The following is a 22,317-nucleotide window of genomic DNA, read 5'->3' on the forward strand; positions in this document are numbered from 1 at the left end:
TCAGGCTATTTCGTCCACCGAAAGAGGAAATTTGCTCATGGCCTCGCAGCCGCCGGAGGTGATGAGAATGGGGTTTTCGTACCGGAAGCCTATGTTCTCCTCCGGGCAGGCGTACTGCATGGCGCAGATCAGGACCTCGTTTTCAAGGTAAACGTGGTCCGGGTTGGTCCAGTAGGGAAAGGGGCCGTCGTTCAAACCTATCCGCCACTCGTCGCCCATCATGCCTATTCCGTGCTCGAAGCCGGGCACCATGTACTCGGCGAACCCGCGCGTTTCGGCAAAACCCATCATTTTATCCGCAAGCTCGGAGGGCGTGATGCCCGCCCGGTAGGTTTTGAGGGTCTCGCTCACGATGTCCACAAAATTCCGGCCGTGCCATTTCTGGCGGTCGGTGGCGGGACCTATCAGGTAGTTGTGGGAGTGATCCCCAAGGCAGAGCCTGAACATGGAGTGGATGTCCACCATCAAGGGTTCCCCCGCCCTAAGCTCCCGGCTGGTGGCGGGGGTGCACGCCCCGCCCGCGTAGCCCGTGCGGAAGCCGGACGCTATCTCGTTTCCGCCGGTGAAGCTCCACTCGAAGACGCTGCCCTCCTTCCGCATGGCAAGGGCCGCGATTCCTGCTATCTCGGTTTCGGTGCGGCCCTTCCAGCCGCCGTTGCTGATGACTTCCAGGACGGCCTTGTGACCCACGTCCACCATGCGGGAGGCTTCCCTGAAACGGGCTATTGTTCCGGCGTCCTTTATAAGGGAGATCGCGTCCACTATGCCGTGGGCGTTCACCAGTTCCACGCCGTCAAGCGCCGCCGAAAACCTCTCGTACTCGTAGTGGGTGAGCCAGCCTTCGGGCAGGTAGTTCGACATCCCGCTTTCGATTCCAAGCCGCCCCCTGCCTTTCGGAAGCGCCTCCCGGATCACGTCGGAAATCTGCTCTATCTGGTCCTGGCCGCCCATGGGTGCGAAGCCGAAAACGTGGTCTTCATCGAGCCAGGTTTCATCCAGCACCCGCGCCGCGTCGATCACAAACGTAAAGGCCGACGGCATCCCTTCCGCCGGTATCACCACGAAGCTGCGCCAGGGGCAGAAGGTATCGAGAGTAAACGACAGGGTGCGGAGCCGGGAGCCAAGGTAGACGTCGATGTTCCGGGCCGCCATCTCCGCCTGGATTTTTTTGACGCGCCCTGGAAAATCAATGAAATACGGATCGTTAGAAGCACAGGACATTTCAATCTCCTTTCGCCGGGCGTCAATACTCTGCATCTATGGTTGCCAGGACTTTATTGATTCGATCAGCTATGGAGGCCAGTTTCAGGGCCTTTATCATGTTGCCCTTCAATTTCAATTTTCCGGTCATGAGGGCCTTTTGGGATCCAAGCTCGGCGCGGGAAATGGCTGCGAAGGTCTCGTACTTGCCGGTTATGCGGAACTCGGCTTCGGGCGGCTCGCCCTCCCCAAGCAGAAGTTCGGCGAACTTGCCGTCCACGAAATTGAAGAAAAGGAAGCGGCTTTTTCCGTCCGGGCAGCCCTCGTAGATGTTGGACATGGAGGATGTCAGGTTTTTCATCTTGTCCGGGGTGATTTCGGCCTTCAGCTTCTTCTCGGCCTCGTCCCGCCACTCCTTGGATAGATACGCGATTTTCCCCGCCATGGACGCTTCCTTTCCCTTGGATGTTTCCGGTTTTGTTTCCGATCAATCGGCTTTCTTGGAAATGAAAAGGCCGCTTGTGATCAAATCGAGAATCTGCTCGAAAAGCAGCAGCCCGGCCTTTTTCTCCATCTTTATGTAGCTTCTTATGATGAGCATCTTGTAAACGGAAAAAATCGCCTCCGCCGTGGTTTCAGGGTCCACCTTGCGGAAGCGCCCCGAAGCCATCCCCTCCTTTATCATGTCGGTGAGAAGCGCCACGCTGGCCCGGTTGACGTATTCGTAAGGGTCCTTTTCCGCGAACATGGGGAAGATGTCCGGGTCCAGTATCAGAAGACGGCGCAGGGCCTCGTCCTTTTCCAGGTAGAAGACTGCGGAGCGGCACATGGTGAGGAATTTCCCCTCCGGGCTTTGCTGCTCCTCCATGTCCTTGGCCACCCTGTCCTGCCAGCGCAGAAGCGCGAAGATGACGGTCTTATGGTAAAGCTCCCTCTTGTTTTTCACGTAGAGGTAAAGATTGCTGGGAGCCATGTCCAGGCGCCCCGCCACTTCTTCCAGGGTGGTCTTTCTGTAGCCGTGAAGCGAAAACGCCGAAAGCGCCGCCTGGTAAATCCGCTCGATGTCTTCCTTTTTTTTCATGATGATCGCTTAATAAATGAATGAAAACTTCTTTTATTCATTTATAGATAGACTCCTTAGGTTTTGTCAAGGGGTTTTGATGCTGTCCGGTCCAAAAACGCAAACCGGGGGAAAGGCTGGCTGAGCCATCCCCTCCCCCGGCGTTGTCGGGTGTTATATTAATGTAGGTTGGGTGGTTCTGCGCGAAGCGCAGGTTCACCCAACATCTTAGATTCATTAAATAATTGTTGGGTGAACCCTCGCCTTTCGGCTCGGAACCACCCAACCTACTTTCTTTGCCGCCTGACACAGCAGTTCGCGTTTTTAGACGGGCGTCTATTTAGCGTACACATTCCCCGCAAACCTCGCCCCCACCCCCAGTTCTTCTTCGATTCTTATCAACTGGTTGTACTTGGCTGCCCGGTCGGTGCGGGAAAGGCTTCCGGTCTTGATCTGGCCCGCGTTCACGCTAACCGAAAGATCGGCTATGAAGGCGTCCTCGGTCTCGCCGGAGCGGTGGGAGATGATGGTGTTGTAGCCGTAACGCTTGGCAAGGGCCACGGCCTCCAGGGTCTCGCTTACGGTGCCTATCTGGTTGAGCTTTATGAGAATGGCGTTCGCGATGCCCTTCGAGATGCCCTTTTCCCAGAAAAGCTGCGGGTTGGTTACGAAAAGGTCGTCGCCCACAAGCTGAATCTTTTTTCCAAGGGCCTCGGTGATGAGCTTCCAGCCCTCCTCGTCGTCCTCGGCCATGCCGTCTTCGATGGTGACGATGGGGTATTTTTCCACGAGTCCCTTGTAGTAGGCCACAAGCTCAGCGGGCGTCAGCTTGAGATTCTCGGCCTCAAGATGATAACGCCCGTCCTTGAAAAACTCGCTTGCCGCCGCATCCATCCCCAAGGCAACGTCCTTGCCGGGAGCGTAACCAGCGCCCTTTATGGCCTCCGTTATCAACTCGTAGGCCGCCTCGTTGGAATCCAGCATTGGCGCGAAACCGCCCTCGTCGCCCACCGCCGTGCTCTTGCCCGCTTTTTTCAGAAGGCTTGCCAGCTTGTGGAAGACCTCCGCCCCCATGCGCACCGCCTCGGCGGCGTTGGGAGCGCCCACCGGAAGGATCATGAACTCCTGGATGGACAGGTTGTTGGCCGCGTGAGCCCCGCCGTTTATGATGTTCATCATGGGAAGCGGCAGCAGGTTTCCGGCCACGCCGCCAAGGTAGCGGTAGAGGGGCGTTCCGAAGGCGGCAGCGGCGGCGCGGGCCGTGGCCATGGAAACGCCCAGTATGGCGTTGGCCCCAAGGCGGCTCTTGTTGGCGGTGCCGTCAAGATCAAGCATCAGCTTGTCCACAGCCCACTGGTCGGCGGCGCACTGCCCGATCACCTTGGGGCCGATGATGTTCAAAACGTTGGCCACAGCGGTCGCCACGCCCTTTCCGCCGTAGCGGGTGGCGTCCTTGTCCCGAAGCTCCAGGGCCTCGTTAACCCCCGTCGACGCGCCGCTCGGCACGGCGGCACGACCCATTGCGCCGCAGGCCAGCACCACGTCCACCTCAACGGTGGGGTTGCCGCGTGAATCCAGAATCTGGCGGGCCTTGACTTCCGTAATCTTTTTCATGGCTCACTCCCTATTTAAAAAGGAAACCTTTTTGGAAACCGGCCAGGACTCGGTCCGGGGGCTTTTGTTTTCCGTCTGATTATGCTTTATGATATTCTTCCGTTACGCAGAAATTACCCGTAAGCGGGCCTTGTGTCAACAACACAGAGGAAGAACCCCATCTGCAAGCCAAAAAACGAAGAAGGCTGTACGGCTGAAATTTTAAATTCGATTTCAACAAGGCCGATCACAAGCGATGAAATGCTAAGGTTGACGAGCGGCGCGGGGAGGAATAGTACTTTTCGTACATGACGACCCGCGCCGAGAAGTCTGACACTTAAGTTCGCGCTTGTGGACGGTCGCATAAGGAAGAACCCTTCATGGACAAGCTCTCGCCCTATTATCAGGCCCATCTGATTGCGGCAGCCGCACGACTCATGCAGCACAAGACCGGAGCGCCCCCCACGGCCTCGGAAATTGCAAAGGAACTCGGCCAGAATATCGAAGACGTCATCCACACGGTAAATTCCCTGTGCCGCGCAGGAGTGCTTGAAACGGTGGCCTCGGCCACGGGCGACCGCATTTTCGTGGCCGACCCGAAACCCATTGAAGACCTTCCACGCGAGCGCCAGGCGGCGGGCATGGAAAAGGACATCGAAAAATTCGCCGCCGAAAAAAAGGCCGCCCTAAGCCGCATAGAAAGCCTTGCCAAGGGCGAAGGCGCGCGGAAAAAGGATCTTTTCGCGGCAATTGAAGAACAATTGAAGGAGCAGGTCAAAAAAGGAAGGCAATAAGATCAGCGATCGGCCATGAAAACCTTCTCCACTTTTTTTATCGTAGTTCTGGTTTTTATCGCGGGGACTTCTTTTTACGCTTATTTGGACAACCCCCAAACCGATTTCTGGTGCCGCCATATTGACATCAACATTAAAACTGGCCAAGTCCGGGAAACCAGGATGCGATTTTACCGCCCGGTCAGTCAGAAGATTGAAGATACCCTAATTACGAATATCCTGGCGGGAACGGTCGTAAATGTAAAACCAGAAATTGATCCCTGGCAGCGCGTATACAGCCGAGGTGGCGGCCCTTATAAAATGTTCTATTCCCCTCATTACAGATTTCATTCGGCTACATCGCAGATAACAGAGCTGGAGACCATTTTTGAAGTAAAAAAATTCTTGGACGCGGAGAAGAAGGAAATAGTCACCAAGGTGCTTACCCTCTGGCAGCAGTCCGGCCGGGACAACGAGGGAGGACTCTACATAATGAGTCTTTTAGATCATTACAGAGCCGGCCCGCTTGCGCATACGGCAGAATCTGCGCCCCAAAACAGGTAATCGATAAAAGGTAGCCATGCTCGTTAAACTGGCCTTCCGCAACATCTGGAGAAACAAGCGGCGCACCATTGTGACCATGATTTCCATGGCCTTCGGGCTTGCCCTGGCCATTTTCTTCGTGTCATGGGGAGCGGGCGTCTACGCCAAGCTCATCGATCAGGCCGTGAGGCTACAGGCCGGGCACGTCACCCTTGAGCACCGGCTCTTTCGCGACGCCCCCGCCATTGACCTGTACGTGGAAAAATCGTCGGAAATCGTCAAAGCCGTTTCCGGCTGGCCCGAAGTGGAGGAGGTAAAGCCCATAGTCATGGGCCAGGGCATGATTAAATCCGGGGCCGGAAGCCTTGGGGCCGCCGTCATGGGGGTTCTGCCCTCGGCGGAATCGGCGGCGTCCCCGCTGGTCAAAAGCATCAAAAAGGGCGGCTACCTTGAAGACTCCGACGGGGCGTTAGCTGTTGTTGGAAGCAAGCTCGCGGCAAAGCTCAATCTTGATGTCGGGAAAAAATTCGTCATCGCCACAAACGACGTTTCCGGCAACCTCACCGAGGAGCTTTGCCGGGTAAAGGCCATTTTCGAGACAAAATCGGATGAGATGGACACCTACGTAATCCAGGTTCCCATTAGTTTTGCCCGGAGCCTGTTCAGGATGCCGGAGGATTCGGCCACCCAGCTTGGCGTGATCCTCAACAACGCCAAGTTCCAGAAGCCGGTGAAAAAAAGGCTCGCCGCAACATTGCCGGAGACCCGCGCAGCAGTTCGCGCCTGGCAGGAGGTCATGCCGGAGGTGGCCTCCTACATTAGAATGGACCGAAGCTCCAACTGGATTTTCCAGGCCATTCTGCTCTTTCTGGTCCTTTTCACCATATTCAACACCGTTAGCATGTCGGTTCTGGAGCGGCGGCGGGAGTTCGCCATTTTGATGGCCATAGGCACAAGGCCCGGCCAGCTTGCTTCCGTGGTGTTCCTGGAATCGGCCTTTCTGGGGGCCCTGGGCTGCATTTCGGGGATAGTGCTGGGTGGAATAATCGCCTGGATTTTCAACGTGGTGGGCATAGACCTCGCCTGGTTCGTGGAGGGCGGCATATCCATTTCGGGCTTTGCGGTCTCCACCCGCATTTTCACCATGGTAACGCCCGGAATACTTTTCGTGCCTGCGGCCCTGGTTTTCGCGGCAACGCTTTTGGTGAGCATCTTTCCCATGCGCCGGGCCATCAAGATCGCCATTGCCGACTATTTGAGATAACGAAGGGGGAATCGCATTGGATCCCATCAATCCAATCATAAAGGTGGAAAACGTCGTCAAAACCTACGGCTCGAACTCCGTGACAACTGCCGCCCTGCAGGGGGTGAGCCTCTCGCTTTGTTCGGGCGATTTCACGGTGATGGCCGGGCCTTCGGGCTCCGGGAAAAGCACCCTTTTAAACATCATCGGCGGCTTGGACAGGCCAACTTCGGGCCGGGTGGAAATAGAGGGCCGCGACCTTTCGGCCATGAAGGACTCCGACGTGAGCCTTTTGCGGCGCGACCGCATAGGCTTCATTTTCCAGGGATACAACCTGATTCCAGTGATGACGGCCATGGAAAACGCCGAGTACGTGATGATGTTAAAGGGTGTGCCGGTTGCCCAACGCCGTGAGAGGGTGCGGGAGGTCCTTGATCAGGTGGGGCTTTCCGGCCTTGAAAACCGCTTTCCCCGCGAGCTTTCGGGCGGCCAGCAACAACGGGTGGCCATAGCAAGAGCCATTGCCGCCGAGCCCGCCCTGGTCCTGGCCGACGAGCCCACCGCCAACGTGGATTCCAAGACCGGCGAGGCCCTTATAACGCTGATGCGAAGCCTTAACGAGAAGGGCGTCACCTTTCTTTTCTCCACCCACGACCACGCCATCATGCGCCAGGCCCGGCAGATGATAGTTCTGAAGGACGGAAGGATAGAGTCGGAAAGCTGATAAGGAGAAATCTCGGATGCTCTCCATCCCCTCCCCGAAAAGCCTGCGAAAAGCCGCGATAACAGCCTTAGTGGCCGCAGCCCTGATGCTTCCCCGTCCCGCTTTCGCCCTTCTGGGCGACTCCGACAAGGCCTTCGGGCTGGCAGGGTCGGTGCGGGGTATCGCCCTATATAGCGATCCGTATGATTTTCCGGCCTTTTTCGGAACGGACGGCGACGCCGACACCACCCTCTCCGGCATTCTCCGGGTCACGGCCCTGGGGCGTCCCACCGAAAAATTCTCGTACGAATTCCATGCCGTTACCCATTACGACCATTTTTCCGCAAGCGGCGGGGACGCCCTTTCATCATCGGGAAAGCCGCAATACCGGGCCTGGGACGAGGCCTGGGACATTTCGAGCGGCGAACACCATGCATCCTCCCTTTCCATCGACCGGGCAAGCGTGAAAATCTCCCTAAGGCGCGCCGACCTCACCATAGGCAGGCAGGCCGTCACCTTCGGCAAGGCCTGGTTCTGGAATCCGCTGGACCTCTTTTCCCCCTTCGACGCCACCCAGTTCGACCGGGACTACAAGGCAGGAGTTGACGCCATACGCCTGGACGCCCCATTTTCCGACTTTTCCGGGGCCACCGTCATTTACGTTGCAGGTAGGGAACTGGACGGGTCGGGCGGCTACAAGACAAACGACAACATCGACGCCTCGTGGAGCGGCTCGGCCCTGATCGGGCGGCTTTACGCCACGGTCAGGGGCTTTGACCTGGCCCTTTCGGGCGGAAAGGTTTACGGCGGCTTCCACGCCGGGGCCGGGGCCAGCGGAGAAGTGGGGCAGCTTGCCCTGCGCTTCGAGGCGGCTGGCTTTTTCGCGGACGACAACGGCCCCGCCCTTCCCTTCCCCCTTGCGGGCGATCTTTACGAGGACAGCGCAACGGCTGTAATCGGCATTGGCCACAGGTTCGACAACAGCCTGGACATCGAGGCTGAGTACCTGATCAATTCCGGCGGGGCCGGTGAAGACTGGAACGAGGCTTTCAGCCGCTTTCAGAAAGGGGCCATACCCCAGATGTCCCGGAACGTCCTGGGCTTTTCCGCCTCCTACGAGATAAACCCCCTGGCCACGGCGCGGATTTCCGTCATCCAGAGCCTTTCGGCCCCCATATCCACCAATATATCGCCGAATCTCACCATCAGCCTTTCCGACAACGCCGAAGCAATAATGGGGGCTTCCATAAACGCCGGAAAAAGGCCCAAGGCCCCCTTGGGAGCGCCCGACATCAAAAGCGAGTTCGGCTCCTTCCCCTCCCAGTTTTACGTTGAAATCAAACAATATTTCTGATTCGCCGAATCATGGGCTTCTCCGTCAGATTGCCGTTGTGGCGTCTTCGGTTTCGTGGTATGTGTGTATGAAAAAAACCTATTCACATAAATGCGGCAAGGCCCGCTGAAAAAAAGATTCCTTGGGGCTCCTTTAACCCGGACGCCGGAAAAAGACCCTCAAGCCACCCAAAAGCATGGAGACCGGCAATGTCACGAAACCGAGCGAAAATTTCCTTGTGCCTCATGGCCGCAGCCGTGGCGCTCGCCCTGGCCGCAAGCCCGGCCTTCACCGAGCAGAAGAAGGCCCAACCGGCAAAAGCCCAGGCCGTGAAAGCCGCGCCCGTCGTGGCCCTGCCGCCCAACGCGGTTGCCGACGGAGACCTTGTGAGGCTCAAGAACATCACCATCAACAAAAAGACCAGGGAAATCAGGATCGCCGTAAAAACCGCCATCGACCGTGGCATCCTGGAATACCTCCTGGTGGGCGAAAAGGGCAAGGCCTACGAATCTGCCTTCAAGACGGTTGACGCGCTGCCCTCGGAGCTTCATTTCGCCCTTATTCTCATCGGTTGCGAAGCCCTGCCCTTCGACAATTTCATGAGGCTTCTGGAAACCGCCAAAGGGCGGGATGAGTTGAAAAAAAATTTCCCCCAGACTCTTTTGACCCTGGAAATAGCGCAAAAAGGCAAGCCCGTCCCCCTGTCCACTGTGGTGCGCGACCGCGAGGGTAAAAAGGATCCCCTTATCTGGGTCCACACCGGCGGGCGCTTTCTTGGGGAAACCCCGTACAGGGCGGACCAGGAGCTTTCCTTCATCGGCGTGTGGCCCGATGTTTCCGCCGTGATAAACCTGTTTTCGGGCCGCCAGAACCCATACCGGGGAAATTTCGGCTTTGAAATGAACACCAGGGCCAAGGGTCTTAAAAAGGACCTGGACTATGAAATCGTGATCAGGAGGTACTCCAAATGAAGTTGAAAAAAGCGGCTGCCGTTCTTGTTGCGGCGGCATTCATTCTTGCTCCGGTGGTTTACGCCAAGCAAAAACCCGTCACCATAGGAAAGGCTGCGGCCAAAGGGAAGGTTTCGGTTTCCCTGGAGCAGCGGGCCATGGCGGGCCTGAGAAGCGCCACCAAGTATTTCATGACGGCCCAGAAGCCCGACGGCTCCTGGAACGACGACCCGGCCATTACGGCCCTGGTGGCCTACAGCCTCATGCTGGACCCGGTCTACACGCCGGATAAAAAGGTTCCGGCGGCCATCCAGAAGGGCCTCAATTACGTGGCGAAATTCGCCCAGCCCGACGGCGGCATCTACCGCAAGGAATTGTCCAACTACACAACCGCAGTCTGCCTCATGGCGCTTACCCGGTCCAACCAGAAGCAGTATGGGAACGTGATCGCAGGCGCAAGGAAGTACCTCATCGAAACCCAGGTTGACGAGGGCGAGGGCTACACAAGCGACAAGGTCTACTACGGCGGCCACGGCTACGGCGGAGCCAACAGCGACGGCAGGCCCGACATGAGCAACACCTGGCTCGCCCTTTCGGCCATCAGGGCGGCTGAGCAGTATCAGGACCGCTTCTCCGGCGTGGTTCCCAAGGACAAGGGACAGGTGGAGCGTGAGGAGAAGGAGATGGGGCTTCACTGGCAAAAGGCCCTTGCCTTCATCAACCGCTGCCAGAACAACAAGGCGGTCAACGACCAGCCCTACACGATGGACGACGGCGGCTTCATATACGAAACCGGCACGTATAAAAAGGAGCGCAGCCACTCCTACGGCTCCATGACCTACGCAGGCGTAATGAGCCTTCTGATAGCCCGGACCGACAAGAGCGATCCCAGGGTGAAGAAGGCCGTGGAGTGGATAAGGGCCAACTACACCTTGGACACCAACCCCGGCTTCGGCACGGAATCCATTTTCTACTACTACACCACCTTCGCCAAGTGCATGGACCTCATCAACGAGGACGTTATAACCGACACTATGGGCAAGCAGCACCGCTGGCGCGAGGAGCTGGTCCACAAGCTGGTCTCCCTTCAAAAGGGCGAGGGCTATTGGCAGAACCCCAACAACCGCTACATGGAAAACATGAAGGAACTGGCCACGGCCTATTCCGTGATCGCCTTGAAACACGCGCTACGTCACCAGAGCCTGTAAACGGATAACAGCCTGTCTAAAAACGCGAACTGCTGTGTTGCACTTCATCGTTTTTATCCAGGCTTCATATTTAGCCTTTTTCAACGGGCTGGTAAAAAAAGAACCTTTCCTTATGATCCTTGGGCCGGCGGATGCTTAACAGCGCCTCCGGCCCGTTTTCCCTCCATGAAAGCAGGGTGGGCTCACCATGAAACATCCCCGACATCGTGCGGACAGCCCCGCCAAAAAAAGCGGCGGGCGATTTCCAATCGCGGCCATAGTCTTTTCCGTGTTCCTTCTGGTGTCCGGCGCTGTGGACGCCGCCGTTGCGGACACGGCCAAGCCAGCCCAGAAGGCACCGCGTTTTTACTGGAAATTCGGCACAATGGCCCCGGACGGGGTGGGCTACTCCAACCAGATCAACACCTACGTCATGCCCCTGGTCACCTCGGTGAGCCGGGGAGAGGTGAAGGTAAAGGTCCACTGGGGCGGCTCGATGGGGGACGACCAGGACATCATGCGCAAGATGCGCTTCGGATACCTGAACGGGGCCGGCCTTTCCGGCCAGGGCGTCACCTTTCTCTGCCCCGAAACCTCCGTGCTTTCACTTCCCTTCCTTTTCAACGACTACGAAGAGGTTGACGCCATAGTAAAACAGATGGGCTCGCGCTTTGAAAGCTACATGGAAAAGAGCAACGTTTTCCTTTTCTCGTGGCTGGACCAGGATTTCGATCAGATATATTCCAACAGGCCAATAACCAAGCTCTCCGATTTTTCCAAAATGCGATTTCTCACCTGGTACGGAACCCTGGAAGAGGAGGTCCTGAGGGCCCTGGGAACCAAGCCCGTGCCGGTGTCCGGCACCCTCATCGCCCCGGCCATCAAGCAGGGGCAGGCCGACGCCGTTATCTCGCCAGCCATCTTCATAGTGGGAAGCCAGATGTTCACACAGCTGAAGTACGCAAGCACCTTGAACATCCGCTATTCCCCGGCCATGGTGGTGATCCGCTCGGAGGACTGGCGGAGCCTTCCTGCCGAATACGTGAAAAAATACTACGAGCTTCGGGGCGCGGTGCGGGAAAGGATGCTCCAGGACGTGAGGCGCAACAACAAGAGGTTCTTCGCCGCCATAACCAAGTACGGAATAGTCGAATCCCGCATCTCCGAAAAGGACAAGGATGAAATAAGGAGGGCCGTAACGCCTCTTTGGAGGAAGATGTCCGGCAGGCTCTACCCGGCCGATCTTCTGGACGAGCTTCTGGTCACCCTTGCCCGATACAGGGCTTCCAAGGCCGAGTGACAGGACGGCTCAACCGGAAGACACCCGCCGGACCGAACCATCGACCGGCCTTTTAAGCAATTTACGAACGGACTTGAAAAAAACAATGGGAAGCGCCAGCCCCGGCAGGCTCCGAAAAATTTCAAAGGCCCTTGATTACGACAGGTGCTTGAACTGGATAGTTCTCCATCCCCTTGTTGTGGTGGCAATGATCCTTTTGTGCACCGTAGCCCTGGGATGGCGGCTCCCCAAGCTCCAGATAAGGGCGAGCTCGTATGAAATAGCCATAAAGGACATCGAGGCCACAAAAAATTACGAAAACTTCCTCAGGGAATTCGGCGGCGGCGAATACATCCAGGTCATAGCGAAAACAAGCATTTCGGTTTTCGAGCCCGAAGTTTTCAGGCATCTCGAAGCGCTTGCCGACAGTTTGGCCAAGATTCCCGGCGTGGTGAAGGTGGTGAGCCTTCCGGACGCCAAAAGGGACATGGACCTTTTGGACGAATGGTCCGTGGCGCAATTCGAGAAAATAATCAAACCCGTAAAACTCTTCTCGTTTCGGCTGTGGACGCAATAATCAAAAACGAAAAAAGCGGACTTTTCAGCCTTTACTCAATAGGGATGCCCATAGTCTCCCAGACCCTTCTGGCCACCATTAAGAGGGATTTCGCCGTACTGCCGCCCATCACCCTCCTGGTGATGATTTTAACCCTTTTCGCCTTTTTCCGGTCGGTGCGCCTGATCATTCCGCCGGTGGCCACCATACTGGTCTGCCTTGTGTGGACCTTCGGAATAATGGCCTGGACCGACAAGCCGGTTTCCTCGCTGTCGCTTGTGGTGCCCATAATCCTGATGGCCGTGGGAACCGCCTACTGCATGCACGTCCTGTCGGAATACGTGCAGGTGGCCAAGACCGCGCGCACAAGGGCGGAGGCCGCAGCCGAGTGCATAAGGCAGGTCCAGCTTCCCACCATCCTCACCATAGCCGCCTCCCTCATAGGTTTCGCGCCCCAGCTCTTTTCGCCCATGCAGATAATACGGGAGTTTTCCCTGCCGTCCTGCCTGGGAATCCTGGCCTTTCTGATCCTCATAGTCACCTTTTTTCCGGCGGTTCTGGCCATCTTTCCCCTGCCGGGCGAGGAAAAACGGCGTTTCGTGGGCAAGGACCGCCTGGACCGGCTGCTTTCCGCCATTCTGGCGCTGGCCACCAAAAAGCGGCGCACCAACCTGATAGTCTTCGCAATTTTGACCGTGATCGGAACCGTGGGCGTCGCAAAGCTCAAGATCGAGGCCGACACCACAAAGTATTTCCGCGACAACTCGCCGGTGACGCGGCATTTCCACGATGTCTACAAGGACATGTCCGGCAGCTTTCCCATCAACGTGGTTCTTGACGCGGACAAGGAGAACTATTTCCGCAATCCGGCCAACCTGGCCAAGATCATGGAGGTTCAGAGATACCTGGAGTCGGTGCCCGGAATCGACAAGACCATCTCCTTTTCCGACTACATGATGCTCATCAATTACTCGGTCAACAACTACGGTCCGGAATCCTACTCCCTGCCGCGAGACGAATCCATAATCCCCAACCTTCTGAATCTTTACAAGATGGTTCTTGGCAAAGAGATTTCAAAAAGGTTCATGCGGGATGATTTTTCCAAGACATCCATACTCATGATGATGCACATCTCAAGCTCCCACCAGTGGCTGGAAACCGAAAAGCTCATCCGGGAGTACTGCCAGAAACGATGGGGGCAGGACTTTTCGGTCAACCTCACCAGCATGGGGGTGGTGGTGGCCCACTCCAACGCCGTCATCACGGCGAACCTGATCCAGGGCCTTTTTTACGTCATCGTGCTCCTTTTCTGCATAATGCTGGTTTTGTTCCTTTCCCTGAAGGTGGGCCTCATCGCCATCATTCCGTCCATTTTTCCCCTTGTGGTGGTTTTCGGGCTCATGGGCTGGCTCGACATAGAGCTTTCCATGAACACGGCCATGATCGCAACCATAGCCATCGGCCTTGCTGTGGACGACACCCTGCATTTCCTTTCCCGATACAACACATCCTTCAAGACCCACCTGGACCAGGAGCGGGCGCTTTCCGAGGCCATGAGTTCCGCAGGCAGGGCCAAGATACTGACCACGGTGACCATCTGCCTGGGCTTTTCCATACTGATGCTATCGAGCTTCAAGCCAACGGCCATGTTCGGAGGTCTTCTGGTGGCAACGCTCATGGCCTCCATCTTGGGCGATCTCATAGTGCTCCCCTCGGCCCTCATGAACGTGGAATTCCTCACCGCCTGGGACCTGGTGAGGGTGAGGCTGGGGCCGGAGCCCACAAGGCTGATTCCGCTTTTTTCGGGCCTTTCGCGCTTCCAGGTGCGGACCATTCTGGGTTCGGGAACCATCGTGGACTTTCCCGAAAACCACGTCTTTTCGCTCAGTGGGTCGGACAGAGAATTTCTGCACACCATTTTGTCGGGAGAGGTGGGCATCTACTACGCCCAGTCGGCCCAAGACGCCAGGAACGGCATCAGGGTCACCACCTTCCGCACGGGCGACGTTATAGCGGACGTGCCCACCGATCGCTGGTACAAGGAAAGCGCCTTTTTCGTGTGCGCCACGCCGGTCGAGATGCTCATGATAAACCCGCGCACCATAAGGCGGCTGCAGTGGCTTTACCCGCCTGCGGCGTCCAGGTTCATCACCAATTACATAAGCATCCTGGCAGACCGCCTGGACCGCACCACGCGGATGCTTGCCACATCCGGCTACCGCGACGACATAACGGGCCTCACGAGCCCGGTCACCTTCCCTCACGCGGTGGAGATCGAGACCGAAAGGATCAGGCGCTACGGCGGCAAGCTCTCGGTACTGATACTGGAGGTGGTGAGTTGGCGGGAGATGCTTCGTTCCAGCGGCTTTTCGGCCAGCGACAAGGCCCTTTCCATCCTGGCCCAGAACCTTGCGAGCCAGCTTAGGTGCTTTGACATCATGTGTCGGCTGGACGACTGGAGGTTCGCCGTGCTTTTAGTTCATGCCGGGCCTGCCGAGACCGCCGCAGTGACCCGAAGGCTCAAGGCGCTCTCCGCCAAGCTGATGGAGGAGGGCCTGCCCCCGCTGGTGCTTGCGTCGGGCGCGGCCTATTACGCCTCTGGAATCGCCCCCTCGGCCCAGGAGCTCATTAGCTACGCCATAAGCGACCTTGAACGGGACAGGCTGGAAATCTGAATCCTTCAACAGACAACAGGCCGGAAAACCTTGTCCTCACCAGGGTCACCCGCCACGAGGTGCTGAAAAGGCGGGAGCGGGTGCTGATCGACCTCCACGAGGTTCTGGAAGGCCGCACCGAACGCCCCTTTGCGGCCATTCCGGTGACCGCCGCAGGGGCATGGTCCCAGAAGCGCTTCTGGGGGACCGGGTACTCGGCCCAGGAGGCCCTTTCCGGCTGCATGGAAAAAATCCGCGACGCTGATTCCGCCTCGCTGTTCGCCCAACTGCCCACGGGCGGGGACCCGGAACCTGCGCCATAGCAGCCTGTCTAAAAACGCGAACTGCGGCGTTGCACTTCATCGCCCAAGTTCAAATTGATATCCAAGCTTCGCATCGCGCTTTTTTCAACAGGCTGATAGCCCCCCGCGTTCACCGGCCCGTCGCCCCATTTTCCCTGCACCTGAAAAATTTTTTCCCACCCCATCCAATATTTTCTTGGCTCCGCCTCCCAATTGTGTTAAATCCAACAAAATTTTCCACTCGTCAAAAAAGTGTTCGCCCGGCCAGTCCAAGCATCACCCTTATGCAATCAATTGGTAACCAACGGTGACCTAATGAAAAATCACGGTGTTAGCATTTTAGTGACGGCTTTGTTCATCGGCCTTGCCACGCTTTTCTGGGGGTTCGATGGAGCCTTGGCGGCCAAAAAGGCCGGTGTGCAGGCTCCCCAAAAGGCCATGAAAAAATTCGTCACCAAAGACGCCGGTTTCGTGCTCTACATGCCCGCAGGCTGGAGCGCTGCGGAGGAAAGCATCAAGGACGGGCGAAGGCTTTCGGTGGCGGACCCCCAAAAGAGCTTTTCCGCCGAAATGACGGTGGGAAACCTGGGCCAGGGGGCCTTGGCGGCTGACGCGGCCAGGCTCTGCCTGTCGCCCTTCCGAAAGAGACACCCGGACCTGGATTTTCCGGGCGGAATTTTCACGTCAGACGCCGGGCGAAGGCTCCATTTTTCGGGCGCTTACGCCTCCGGCAAAAAAGGACGCCGGGAAATAAGAGGCTGGGTTTCCACCGGGCCTGACGGCGGCTTCGTCTTTTCGGCCATTGAGGGGCCATTCGGAAAGCTGGAGGGAAAAAGGCAGGAGCTTCTCACCATCCTTTCCAACGTGAGGGTCATGAAGGCCGCATCCGGGCCTGCAAGGGGAACGGCGCAAATGGCGGAGCTAAGAAGCCACCGCATGTCGGACGGCTCGGCCAGCTTCATGATTCCCAGTAACTGGCAGGTCACCGAGTTCGGCGCAGGCTGCTTCCTGGCCAAGGACCCCACCGACAGCCGGCATTTTCTTGTAGCCAGCGCAGAGGTCCTCTCCCCCAGCCTTGGGGTCAGGGTACCCAACACCCCGGTTTCGCCCTATCTTCCGCCCCACAGGGCCATGGAGTTTCTGCTGGGCTTCCAAAGGCTCGCCTACGGAGTCAAATTCCTGGAGGTGAATCAGCGGCCCGAAATCGTGAGGGAGATGTCGTCCCAGTACACCGTGGGGCCGGTCCTGGTGGAGGATTTCCGCTACACGTGCACCAGCGCAAGGGGCGACAGGCGCAAGGCCTTCACCTTCGGCGTATCCTTCGGCTCGCGCATGAACACGGGCTGGCGCTTCTTCCACATGTCGGTTTTCGCTCCCGAAAACGAATTCGATTCCTTTGTTCCCACCTTCATCAAAATGCTTGAATCCTACAGGATCAACGACCAGTTCGCCCGAAGCTACATAGCGGCGGGTATGGCGAGGCTTCGGGAGATGGAAAAGGAGACCGCCCGGAAGGTGTCCCGAAACGCTGCCGAGATACGCGAGATGATGCAGGCGGCCTACGACGAGCGGCAGAGAAGCCAGGATTACATCGACTACCAGCGCACCGGCTACATCAGGGGCCAGATGGACTGGGTCAGCGAGGCCGAGGGAGGCCAAGTCTATCACACCGATTCCTGGGGAACCCAAAACACCGCCACGGGCGAATATTACCAGGGCGCGCCCTACGATTACGTGAACTTTTCGGGCCGGAACCCCAAGTACAACGAGGATATGCAGCCCATAAATTCAAGGGAGCTTTGGGAAAGGCACGCAAGGTAGCATGCTTTTTGGAGGATATTCCGGGCTATGCGCCCGATGATTTTTCATGGCGACGGCTTTATTCACGGAAGGCTTATCCAAGGGCGGTTAACGAAAAAGCTAAGGAGCGGGGAGAAAAATGGCATCAAAAAGATTCACCACAGCTCAGGTGTTGGGCCTTATCTCCGAGATTCCCAAGATGGAGTCGGCACGGTTCCATTTGAAGCACATGGCCAAAACCGCCGGTTTTTCGGGGCTTTTGCAGTTTCTGAGCCCAACGCTTCTTTACCGCCTTTTTTCCATGGGCCTGTCGAACGCCCTGCCCACGCTTCTTTTATTTTTGATGGAAAAAAACGGGGACAGGGAAGCCCTGGTCTCAGGCTCCACCCGTCTAAGCTACGCCCAGTTCAAGGACCGGGGTTTAAGGCTCGCCAATTTCCTCCTGGACAAGGGTATAGAGCCCAAGGAAAAAATCGCCACTTACATGTTTAACTCCCACCAGGTGCTTGAGATGCTCTTTGCAGGAAGCCTGGCCGGCTGTCCCTGCCCCGGCGTCAACTGGCATTTGTCCGGGCCTGAGCTTGTAAAGACCATAAACATCACCAAGCCACGCGTGCTGGCCGTGGGCGAGGAGTTCGTTGACAGGGTTGTTGCAATCAAAGACGAGATTCCGTCCGTCAAGGTTTTCCTGGTGGCGGGAAAAAAAGTGCCCCCAGGAATGACACCCTACGAGGAGGCGGTGACGTTTCACGGCACCGAAATCCCCAGGGAGCGCTTCATACTGGCCATATCGCCCTACACGTCTGGCACCACGGGCATTCCCAAGAGCGTCAACCTGCACGACGGGGTGAGCTTTCTTTTCAACGACAAGGCCGAGGCCCCGCGCACGAATCTCAAGGAATACACAGACCTCCTGTTTAAAGCTCTTAACGCAAGTTTTCACCTTGGGGTTCACAAGATTTCCAAGCCGCGCTCCATGGTGGTGACCCCCCTTTACCACGCGGGCACCATAGCAGGCTTCCTGCCCGTGCTGTTCGGCGCGACCCTGGTCCTGGTGCCCCAGTTCGACCCGGAAAAAATCCTCAAAACCATCCAGGACGAACGCATCTCCTGGACCTTCATGGTCCCCACAATGCTTAGGCGCATAGCGAACCTGCCCGACGACGTGAAGGCCAAATACGACCTTTCGTCCATGAAATCCCTCATCAGCGCCGCCGCCCCCTGCCCTCCCGCCCTCAAAAGGGAGATGAACGAGCTTTTCATTTCGCGAGGGGCGGCAGGCCCGGTCTTTCACGAGTATTACGGAAGCTCCGAAACCATGATAGTGACGGTCCTGAATCCCGACGACTACGCCGAAAAGCCCGAACGCATAAATTCCGTGGGCAAGGTGAGAAGCGGGGACCTGAAAATAATCGATCCCCTGAACGTGAAGGAGCTTCCGGACGGACGGGCGGGCTCTGTCTGCATTCGCACCGTGAGCACCCTTACTCTCAATTACGGAGGCGAGGAGGACCTGCTCAAGAAATCCTACTACAAGCTGGACGACAGGGAATACTACATCGACGGGGTCATCGGCTACAAGGACGAGGACGGCTTCGTCTATCTCACCGACCGCATAAAGGACATGGTGATTTCGGGCGGGGTGAACGTTTTTCCGGGCGACGTGGAAAAGGCCCTCATCAAGCACCCCTCCGTGGACGACGTGGCCGTGTTCGGAGTGCCGGACGACGATCTTGGCGAGGTGATGCGGGCCGAGGTCCAGCTTCTGCCCGGACACTCGTCCAGCGAAAAGGAGATGCTGGACTTTCTGAAAAAAGAGGGGCTTTTCGGCTACAAGCTCCCGAAATACGTGGGCTTCATGGAAAAGTTGCCAAGGCGCATAGACGGCAAGATGATGAAGCGGGAACTGAAATCCAAGTACTGGCCCGACGGGACTAGGGGATAGGCTGAATAAAAACGCGAACTGCTGTGTCAGGCAAAGCAGGGCGGGTCGTTATGTACGAAAAGTACACGGCCTCCCCGCCCTGCTTCACCTTCCTTGCATTTCATCGTTTTTATCCAGGCTATCCGAGCCGACATTTTTTCGGCGTGCTTAGTGAAATATGTAAAAGAAATAAAGGCAGTCAGATTTTCTCCACCCTGACCGGCACGCCGTTGTAAACGGCGTTGCCGGACACGGGGTCCATGACCTCGTTATCGGTGATGTCGTTGGCCGAGACCCCGGCGTGGGCCTCTGCCACCTTCATTCGAGTGCCCTCCCGGTGATGGCCCCAGCCGTGGGGGATGCTCACAACCTTGGGCATCACCTTGGCCGATACCTCGGCCGTAAGTTCCACCGCCCCTGACCTCGATGACACCCGCACCCTGTCCCCGGATTTGATCTTGAGCCTTCTCGCGTCTTCGGGGTTTATGATGGCCGTGCATCTGTTGGAGCCCTTGTGAAGGCGCTCGGTATTATGGAACCAGGAGTTGTTGGAGGAAAGGTTCCTTCTTCCGATCAGAAGCATGTCGAAAGACGAAAGCTCCGCAAGTTTGAACTCCGTGAGCGAGCGCGCCCTGTCTATGTCCTTCACGAAAACGGGGGGAGCCAGATTGATGCGCTTGCCGCTTGTGTAGAGCCTTTCCGGCAGGGCGGGGGTGAGCGGCCCTAAGTCCAGGCCGTGGGGGTGCTTTTTGATCTCGTCCAGCGACAGGCCCTTTTTGAGGGGCGAAAAGCCCTTTCCGTGATGGCCGAAACGCACCAGGAAACGGAGAATCCTTTCCGGCTCCGCAAGGGAAAAGGCCAGCCTCTTGGCCGGGTTCTTTTCCACCCGCAGAATCAGCTCCCGGAATATCCGCCAGTTGGGAAGAAGGTCCGGCTCCGGCGGAAAGATGGCCGGGGAATACTTCACGTTGTTGCGCACGGAAAATGACTGGAACACGAAATCGAAATGATCGTGGGCGAAAAGGCTTGCGGGCGGCAGGATGATGTCGGCGTGCCTTGTGGTCTCGTTTATGTGGGTATCGAAGGATGCCATGAAATCGAGTTTTTCCAGGGCCTTTTCGATGAGCTTTCCGTTGGGGGCCGAAAGCGCGGGGTTTCCGGCGATTGTGAAAAAGGCCCTGATTTGGCCCGGGCCTTCGGTCAAAATTTCATCCGCCAGAGTGGAGATCGGAGCCTCGCCGGAAAATTCGGCAAGCCCCTTTACCCTCGTTTTCCACAGGCCGTGATGCCCGGTCTCGTTCACAAGGGCCGTCAGTTTCACCAGGTCCACGGCTGGCTTTGGGAACATGAAGCCTCCCGGCCTGTCCAGGTTTCCCGTAAGGATGTTCAGCGCAAGTATGAGCCAGGTGGTGGTGACCCCGAATTCCTGCGTACAGGTTCCCAGGCGGCCATAAGCCACGGCCGTTGGGGCGGCGGCGAAGTCCCTGGCAAGCTGCGCGGTGTCGCTGGCGGCTATTCCGGTGAAGGGTTCGGTTTTTAAGGGGGAAAAATCCGCCGCGCATTCGGCGAGCCTTTCGATGCCGTCCGTGAAGGCCGCAAGCCTTCCGGGCCTTATGAGCTTCTCCGAAAAAAGCACGTGGATCAAGGACAACAGAAACAAAACGTCGGTTCCGGGTTTTATGAAAAGGTGCTGGTCGGCCAACTCGGCGGTTTTGGTCCTGAATGGGTCAACCACCACCACCCGGCCCCCGCGCTGCCTTATGTCGCCTATCCGCCCCACCATGCCGGGGGCTGTCATTATGGAACCGTTGGACACCGCCGGGTTGCCTCCCAGGATCATGAAAAAATCCGTGCGGTCGATATCGGGTACCGGAAACATGAACTGGTGGCCGAAAAGGTAGTGGCAGGCCATCATCAGGGGCAACTGGTCGGTGGACGAGGCCGAATAGCGGTTGCGGGTCTTTAGCGAATCGATGAAGGGAAGCCCCATCAATAGCGCGCCCGGAAGGTGGGCCGTGGGGTTTCCCACGTAAATGCCCATTGCGTCCCTGCCGTGCTTTTTTTGGGTGGCGCAAATCCTGCGCCCGGTCTCGTCCAGGGCCTCTTTCCACGAAACCCGCTCGAAACTCCGCCCCTTGCGCCTCACCGGATGCCGAAGGCGGTCCGGGTCTGAATGAAGCTCCTTCAAGGCCGTGGCCTTGGCGCACACGTGGCCCTTGGAGAAGGGGTCGTCCCTGTCCCCCGTTATGGAGACTATCTCCCCGCCTTCCGTCTTCACCACTATGCCGCACATGGCCTCGCAGATGTTGCAGGATCGGAAGAAGGTTTGGGTCTCGGAGGAATTTGTCATTATGCACTCCGTTAGAGGCGTGTTAAAGTGTGAGGTTCTCACAAAGCTGTTTTCAAAGTTGTACAATCATATGCCTTTTGGTGCGATATATACTATAACTTTAAAGTCATCTTTTTCTTGATTGAGATCATTTTCTATACCTCTTGGATTCGCTATACGCCCATCAGGATCATAAACAAAGCATACTAATGTTTTGCACGAAGGATGAGTTTGATACTTTTGAATATCGACTAATAACTGCTCACCTAATTGCTTTGTTGAAAGACCATTTCTAGTTTTTTTAATTTCAATAATTGTTTCTTCTTGTTTTAATAAAAAATCTACCCTTGAACATGAGCCAGCATAGCTAGGCGTCCACTCTTCTTTTCGGATATCATCAAAAAATAAACACAGAAGTGCATGAAATAAATCTTGAACATCATATTCATCTTCTACATTTAATGTATCACGGTCATTGTATCTCTCTCTAATTTGTCTAACTACCAAATGGAATCTGTTACATAAAATATCAATATCACTAATGCCGTATAATTTATTTTGAGTCATAGATTCGTCTTCAAAAAATTCATCAATCTCCTGAATTAATGATGCTAAAATAGATTTTGCATTATCAAGCCCTCTATAATAAGCTCGTTCATAATCATCGCGGGGTGTAGAGCTAGAAAAAGACATTAAGATGTAATTTATATTATTGAAATCTTTTATATGTCGCGTGTCTTTACCAAATATTTTTTCAATTAAGACTTGAGTATCACGATGCCATTTCTTGAAATCAGGACAAAATTTTTCCTGTTGTTTAAGGCTATCTGTTTGCGATACTTGGCGATTAAGCTTTTCTATAGCTTCCTGCTTGTTCATTGAGATTCC

The 22,317-nt window shown here is 56.4% G+C and carries 20 protein-coding genes; 13 read left to right on the plus strand and 7 right to left on the minus strand.

Translation table 11 applies throughout. The features are described 5' to 3' along the window. The 4 genes from HZB23_01475 to eno all read right to left on the minus strand — a co-directional run bounded on the left by HZB23_01475 (nt 1) and on the right by eno (nt 3,874). Entirely contained in the window at nt 1-1,221 is a 1,221-nt protein-coding gene (locus HZB23_01475) for an aminopeptidase P family protein (protein ID MBI5843320.1), read from the minus strand. Nucleotides 1,222-1,243: 22 nt separating this feature from the next. Continuing rightward, a complete protein-coding gene (locus tag HZB23_01480; protein ID MBI5843321.1) occupies nt 1,244-1,645 on the minus strand; it encodes an SCP2 sterol-binding domain-containing protein in 402 nt (133 codons plus the stop codon). 42 nt (nt 1,646-1,687) lie between these two features. Beyond that, nucleotides 1,688-2,281 (minus strand): TetR/AcrR family transcriptional regulator, encoded by a 594-nt coding sequence (locus HZB23_01485; protein MBI5843322.1) that lies wholly within the window; start codon nt 2,279-2,281, stop codon nt 1,688-1,690. Between the two features lie 315 nt (nt 2,282-2,596). Continuing rightward, complete coding sequence (gene eno / locus HZB23_01490) at nt 2,597-3,874, minus strand: phosphopyruvate hydratase (protein ID MBI5843323.1); 1,278 nt, start codon at nt 3,872-3,874, stop codon at nt 2,597-2,599. Nucleotides 3,875-4,233: 359 nt separating this feature from the next. Between eno and HZB23_01495 the strand changes: the two genes are divergently transcribed. The 11 genes from HZB23_01495 to HZB23_01545 all read left to right on the plus strand — a co-directional run bounded on the left by HZB23_01495 (nt 4,234) and on the right by HZB23_01545 (nt 15,397). Continuing rightward, the gene (locus HZB23_01495; GenBank protein ID MBI5843324.1) at nt 4,234-4,647 is read left to right on the plus strand and encodes a hypothetical protein; all 414 of its coding nucleotides are present in this window, start codon (nt 4,234-4,236) and stop codon (nt 4,645-4,647) included. Nucleotides 4,648-4,662: 15 nt separating this feature from the next. Beyond that, nucleotides 4,663-5,190 (plus strand): hypothetical protein, encoded by a 528-nt coding sequence (locus HZB23_01500; GenBank protein MBI5843325.1) that lies wholly within the window; start codon nt 4,663-4,665, stop codon nt 5,188-5,190. A 16-nt stretch (nt 5,191-5,206) separates the two neighbouring features. Beyond that, on the plus strand, nt 5,207-6,433 hold the full coding sequence (locus HZB23_01505) for an ABC transporter permease (protein ID MBI5843326.1): 1,227 nt from the start codon (nt 5,207-5,209) through the stop codon (nt 6,431-6,433). A gap of 10 nt (nt 6,434-6,443) precedes the next feature. Then, nucleotides 6,444-7,136 carry an ABC transporter ATP-binding protein gene (locus HZB23_01510; protein ID MBI5843327.1) on the plus strand — a complete coding sequence of 231 codons (693 nt, stop codon included), beginning with the start codon at nt 6,444-6,446 and terminating at the stop codon, nt 7,134-7,136. A gap of 16 nt (nt 7,137-7,152) precedes the next feature. Next, entirely contained in the window at nt 7,153-8,469 is a 1,317-nt protein-coding gene (locus HZB23_01515) for a hypothetical protein (protein ID MBI5843328.1), read from the plus strand. Between the two features lie 188 nt (nt 8,470-8,657). Then, complete coding sequence (locus tag HZB23_01520; GenBank protein MBI5843329.1) at nt 8,658-9,419, plus strand: hypothetical protein; 762 nt, start codon at nt 8,658-8,660, stop codon at nt 9,417-9,419. Next, on the plus strand, nt 9,416-10,606 hold the full coding sequence (locus HZB23_01525; GenBank protein MBI5843330.1) for a hypothetical protein: 1,191 nt from the start codon (nt 9,416-9,418) through the stop codon (nt 10,604-10,606). The genes HZB23_01520 and HZB23_01525 overlap by 4 nt, the downstream gene beginning before the upstream one ends. 187 nt (nt 10,607-10,793) lie before the next feature. Then, on the plus strand, nt 10,794-11,885 hold the full coding sequence (dctP, locus tag HZB23_01530) for a TRAP transporter substrate-binding protein DctP (GenBank protein ID MBI5843331.1): 1,092 nt from the start codon (nt 10,794-10,796) through the stop codon (nt 11,883-11,885). 73 nt (nt 11,886-11,958) lie between these two features. Continuing rightward, nucleotides 11,959-12,441 (plus strand): hypothetical protein, encoded by a 483-nt coding sequence (locus HZB23_01535; protein ID MBI5843332.1) that lies wholly within the window; start codon nt 11,959-11,961, stop codon nt 12,439-12,441. Further along, nucleotides 12,429-15,095, plus strand: coding sequence for an MMPL family transporter (locus HZB23_01540; protein ID MBI5843333.1), 2,667 nt, complete (start codon nt 12,429-12,431; stop codon nt 15,093-15,095). Before HZB23_01535 ends, HZB23_01540 begins: the two co-directional genes overlap by 13 nt. A gap of 80 nt (nt 15,096-15,175) precedes the next feature. Beyond that, on the plus strand, nt 15,176-15,397 hold the full coding sequence (locus tag HZB23_01545) for a hypothetical protein (protein ID MBI5843334.1): 222 nt from the start codon (nt 15,176-15,178) through the stop codon (nt 15,395-15,397). 8 nt (nt 15,398-15,405) lie between these two features. Here the strand turns inward: HZB23_01545 and HZB23_01550 are convergent, their stop codons facing one another. Next, nucleotides 15,406-15,561, minus strand: coding sequence for a hypothetical protein (locus HZB23_01550; protein MBI5843335.1), 156 nt, complete (start codon nt 15,559-15,561; stop codon nt 15,406-15,408). A gap of 130 nt (nt 15,562-15,691) precedes the next feature. On the opposite strand from HZB23_01550, the gene HZB23_01555 reads away from it, so the two are divergent. Continuing rightward, complete coding sequence (locus tag HZB23_01555) at nt 15,692-17,197, plus strand: hypothetical protein (protein ID MBI5843336.1); 1,506 nt, start codon at nt 15,692-15,694, stop codon at nt 17,195-17,197. Nucleotides 17,198-17,315: 118 nt separating this feature from the next. Continuing rightward, nucleotides 17,316-19,121: an AMP-binding protein gene (locus tag HZB23_01560; GenBank protein MBI5843337.1), complete on the plus strand. Its 1,806-nt coding sequence runs from the start codon at nt 17,316-17,318 to the stop codon at nt 19,119-19,121. A 178-nt stretch (nt 19,122-19,299) separates the two neighbouring features. Here the strand turns inward: HZB23_01560 and HZB23_01565 are convergent, their stop codons facing one another. After that, entirely contained in the window at nt 19,300-21,450 is a 2,151-nt protein-coding gene (locus HZB23_01565) for a molybdopterin-dependent oxidoreductase (GenBank protein MBI5843338.1), read from the minus strand. 66 nt (nt 21,451-21,516) lie between these two features. Next, the gene (locus HZB23_01570; protein MBI5843339.1) at nt 21,517-22,308 is read right to left on the minus strand and encodes a hypothetical protein; all 792 of its coding nucleotides are present in this window, start codon (nt 22,306-22,308) and stop codon (nt 21,517-21,519) included. Nucleotides 22,309-22,317 lie beyond the last annotated feature (9 nt).

Source organism: Deltaproteobacteria bacterium, from assembly GCA_016235345.1.
GTDB lineage: Bacteria > Desulfobacterota > Desulfobacteria > Desulfobacterales > Desulfatibacillaceae > JACRLG01.